A 4,975-nucleotide genomic window follows, 5' to 3' on the forward strand; every position below is an offset into this window, starting at 1 on the left:
TTTCCATAATACGTGACTTTGTTTCTTGTACTTACTCATAAAACAAAGATATAATTTTTTGGCATAGCCAACAGAACATAACCACCTCCAAAGGAGGTGGATTTTTAAGATAAATTAAATGATGGCATTAATACCATTGTAATTAATGAGGCAATAATTACGGATTTCGGTAATAAATCATTTATGTACCTTATCATTAGAGGTGAATCAAGTATTTATAGTGAAGATTCTCTCTTTTCTCAAAATTACTCTATAGCATACCCGATCTCAATTCAAGAAGAAAATATCAGTTATGGACATGAAATACCTTCTACACACACTTGCACATCCGGACAAGGAGAATATAGATGTTCTTGCTGTAACTATTTAACTAATAATAATGGAGTAATTATCGGATGCAAATGCTTGGTGTTCCGGCAATGGTTATTACGGGCTTTGCCCACATACCAAAACTACCATCGGAAATAATAAATCCGGAAATAATTTTACTATTAGTAAAATCGTTAATTAATTACTTTTAATCAAGAAATTAATATTCTAATAATAAAATTTATTTATGTCAACTATCTTTAATACCCAAAAAACACAACAGCTAAAAAAAGTATTTTTAATTTTATTTTTATTCTCAGCTTTCGTAAGTTCAGGCCAAGTTTCTACAAACCAATTTCAGGAAGATTTAGATTTCATTTATGAAAATTTAAAAAAATCCGCATCATACCAAACTCAAAAAGATAAACATTCTGCCGTTCAATCAAAATACGAAGAATTGAAGCAAGAAAACATCAATTCAGAACCGGATATTATTGAAAGTTATATCAAATTTTATGAATTAATAGACCAGTTGGTAGATAATCATAATTCTATTAAAAGCAATACAAAAAGCTTCTCTTACAAAGATTTATCAGACAATGACTTTCTTTATAGTATAAAAAGTAATCCTGAATATAATTTCTATCCGAAGGTAAAAATAAACTTAGATAGCTTGGAAGCCTCTCTTTCGACACGGAAAATAAACGATTATGAAGGGATATATTATAAAGAATCTCACTTCAAAATAGCCATTTTCAAAAATGAAGATAATTTATTGCAAGGAGTTGTTTTAGAGACAACTATTCCTTCGTGGGAACGCGGTGAAACTATACTCTACCTTTCGCCTAAAGGAAATAACCGCTTCCGTATCTTTACGGGAACATTCATTGACAAAAGGCTTATTTCATCAATTGAGTATTTTAAAGATGGCACTTTCAAAACTTTTAAATGGGAAAAACAGACATCAAAAGAAGATTTTTACAATGCAGATTATCCTACTGAAATGTATGTCATCAATAAAATAAACGATTCATTTACTTATGTTAAGTTAGGAACTTTTAACTCTTCCAATGATGGCATTAAGCAATCTAAAGAATTTTATGATAAGATATCGAATTCTTTAAAAACCGAAAATTTAATTGTAGACATAAGAAACAACAGAGGCGGCGGCGATAAAAATTCGAAAAAATTCTACCAATTATTCAAAAAATTTAATGGTAAAATTTATCTGTTGACAAATTATTATACGTCGAGCAATGCGGAGCAATTTACCTTAAAAATGAAATCTTTAGATAATGTTACTGTTCTGGGAGACAGAACATCAGGGATAATTACTTATGGACGAAATTATCCTAAGGAATTTGAAACTCCTTCAAAAAGATTTAAAATTCATTTTTCCGATTTAAAAGATAATTGGAGTGAATACTTACAATATGAAAATGTTGGTATAGAACCGGATATTTACTTAGAATCCGATTCAGATTGGGTGGAAACTATTGTTAAACAATACGGTCGATAGTAAACGCCAGTATTTTTAAAGGTTAAATTAATTGTATTTTTAAAACATTTATTTCCGTACAGTCTTTAATTTTTTGATAAAGCATAGAAACAGATAGTTTTGCCCAATAAGATGCGATATTTTAATGAAAGTATATTTTTGATTTAATTTCCCAGTATATATTCAGAAATATTTATAATCAATTCCTTTTCTTAATAATTTTATATTAATTTTTTATACAACTATTATATCATTACGCTACATGCAATCACATAATATTTTGTTCGTAATTCTGTTAATAAATATTTCCTCAAGTAGTGTAATTATTAAGCGAATCGGATAATTTTGCATGTTAGATATTCGTTTGATTTTAAATTTGAAAATTATGAAGAATAAAATAATATTAACATTCGCAGTCTTTGTGCTTGTATTTCAGTCATGTGTGCCGACAAAACAGTTTAAAGATTTGGAAAAATCTTGTCATGATGAAAGAATGACTCTTCGAGAACAACTTCAAAATGCGGAAGAACTCAATAAAGAACATGCTTCGGAAATTTTTAATCTGAATAAACATATAAATATACTTACTCAAGACTCTATTGATCTTTCAGAAGATCTGCAAATTAAAACTTTGGAATTGGATAAACTTACCAGACAATTTGAAGCCTTGCAAAGAGAAAATGAGTATTTATCAAGCGGAATGAACAATTCCTCAAAAAAGCTTTTGCAAGATTTTCAAGATTTGCAGAACCAACTTTTGGAACGAGAAGATATACTCAACGAAAGGGAAAGTCAACTTTTGAAATCTCAAAAGGAAATTGAATCACGTAATAAAAAGATTGAAGAACTAAATAATATTTTGGCTCAACAATCAAAGGAGTTGAAAAATTTGAAGAATGAAGTTATTAATGCTTTGAAGAGCTACGACGGTCAAGGTATTGATATTGTAGAGAAAGGCGGAAAGATTTACGTTTCGATGGATGAAAACCTGCTTTTTATGTCTGGAAGTTACAATGTTGCTCCCGAAGGCAAGAAAGCAATCGGTAAATTAGGAACTGTTCTGGCACAAAACCCAAACATTAATGTTCTAATTGAAGGTCATACGGACAATGTACCATATAACGGCAGCGGACAACTAAAAGATAATTGGGATTTAAGTGTAATGAGGGCAACAAGTGTTGTTAAAATTCTTTTGGAAAATAAAAATATTGATCCTAAACGATTAACAGCAACCGGACATGGTGAATATCAACCAATCACAAGTAATTCCACATCTGAATCAAGGGCAAAAAACAGACGAACCGAAATTGTTCTTGAACCGAATTTGCAAAAGTTATTTGAATTACTTGAAAAGTATTAAAATTAATTTAAAAAAAAATAATTCTAAAATATTATTGTAGCTTTTATGAAAAACCATAGAATATTAGTATTTATATTTTCAATATTTGTTTTTATTATACTAATATTTTATCCTAATCAATCAATAGTTGTTGAAGCGCCGGAATATCAAAACAAAATATTAACTGAAGATTTACTTAATATAAACTTGATTTTAAACTCCGAAACCTCGCAAATTATTGACGAAACATTAAATCGTTATTGCAAGATTACCGGATTTAACGGTGTTGTAATGATTGTAAATAATGGGGATTTGGTCTTCAATAAGGCTTATGGCTACGCTAATACAGGTAAAGACAAGATTCCGATGGCAACGGATATGCCATTTCAATTAGCATCCGTCAGCAAACAATTTACCGCCGCTGCCATCATGAAATTGAAACAGGATAATTTGCTCGATTATGATGATAATGTTTACTCATATATTCCTGATTTTCCATATAAGGAAGTTACAATCAAACAACTACTGAATCATACTGCCGGCATGTTCAATTACATGTATCTTCTTGAAAATAACTGGAATAATGAAAATAAATTTGCAAATAATGATACATTAATGCGAATGATATCGAAATCTGGATTACCGCTTTATTTTACTCCGGGTAAACGTTTTGATTATTCAAACACTGGTTACGCGGTTTTGGCTTCGATAGTTGAGCATATCAGCAATAAATCTTTTCAAGATTTTATGGATGAAAATTTCTTTACTCCCTTAGGAATGAAAAACACTTATGTTTCAACCGGAACTAATATCACAGATAATTCCGTAAATGGATTTGTTCGTTATAGAAGTCGTCTTTATCCCTATGAATACACTATTCACGATGGAATTGCCGGAGACAAAGGAATTTATTCTACATCATGGGATATGTATAAATGGGATAAATCCCTTTATAATTATAAAGTCTTATCGAAAGAAATTTTGGAAGAGGCTTTTAATCCTACAGTTATCAACAAAAGGAAAGTTGTTCCTTACGGTTATGGGTTTAGATTGAAAGAAGAAAACGGACAAAAAGTTGTTTATCATAACGGTATGTGGGAAGGTTTCAGAATTAACTATTATCGTTATCCCGAAATGAAAAATACAATTTTAGTTATGAATAATTGTGGTTTTAATGTAAGTTCATTAACATCAAAAATCAAATCTATTGTCAACAATATCGAAAGCGAAGAAATTGGAACTAAATTTGTAATTAACAGTATTTTAAACGGAAATTTAGAAGTCGCAAAATACGCATATTATCTTGCCAAGTATGAAGATAATTTTAGTCAGGAAAAATTTGACTCTATAACAGAGTATTTATGGGAGAAAAAATATTACCAATATTATAATGATTTTATTTTCATTATACCAAAGACTTTTTAAAGCGAAATACTTTTTATACAATAGAACAAAGAATTAACATACTACAGGTCTATACTTTGTATTATTATGAGTTCCTAAAACACTTAACTCCACCCTACTATATCCAATTAATATATAACATTTATAATCCAGATATAATTAATTACCTATATCCGCTTAATGTAAAAACATTCCGGCAGCCATTCTTAAACAAACCATACATTCCTGTTCCCAATAATATTTTCGATATAAATTCCTAATTAATAAAAACCGATGTGTTTATTTAAGTAAAATCAGTCAGTAAAATGATTCCCGTTACATTCCCTCACGGACCTATTCCTCACCATCATCCTTGGCAGCCTTAATCTGATTCTTAATTATATAAATCAAATCCGAATTCTCCTGCTGCAAATTCCTTACATGGT

The 4,975-nt window shown here is 29.7% G+C and carries 4 protein-coding genes; all 4 read left to right on the forward strand.

Annotated features, from left to right (window positions below):
* The first annotated feature begins 183 nt into the window (after positions 1-183).
* The 4 genes from LBP67_04800 to LBP67_04815 all read left to right on the forward strand — a co-directional run bounded on the left by LBP67_04800 (position 184) and on the right by LBP67_04815 (position 4,571).
* A complete protein-coding gene (locus tag LBP67_04800; GenBank protein ID MDR2084294.1) occupies positions 184-468 on the forward strand; it encodes a hypothetical protein in 285 nt (94 codons plus the stop codon).
* Positions 469-556: 88 nt separating this feature from the next.
* A complete protein-coding gene (locus LBP67_04805) occupies positions 557-1,828 on the forward strand; it encodes a hypothetical protein (GenBank protein MDR2084295.1) in 1,272 nt (423 codons plus the stop codon).
* A gap of 364 nt (positions 1,829-2,192) precedes the next feature.
* On the forward strand, positions 2,193-3,167 hold the full coding sequence (locus tag LBP67_04810) for an OmpA family protein (protein MDR2084296.1): 975 nt from the start codon (positions 2,193-2,195) through the stop codon (positions 3,165-3,167).
* A 45-nt stretch (positions 3,168-3,212) separates the two neighbouring features.
* Positions 3,213-4,571, forward strand: a complete 1,359-nt coding sequence (locus LBP67_04815) for a beta-lactamase family protein (GenBank protein MDR2084297.1) — start codon at positions 3,213-3,215, stop codon at positions 4,569-4,571.
* Positions 4,572-4,975: the final 404 nt, after the last annotated feature.

The organism is Bacteroidales bacterium (assembly GCA_031276035.1).
GTDB lineage: Bacteria > Bacteroidota > Bacteroidia > Bacteroidales > BM520 > RGIG7150.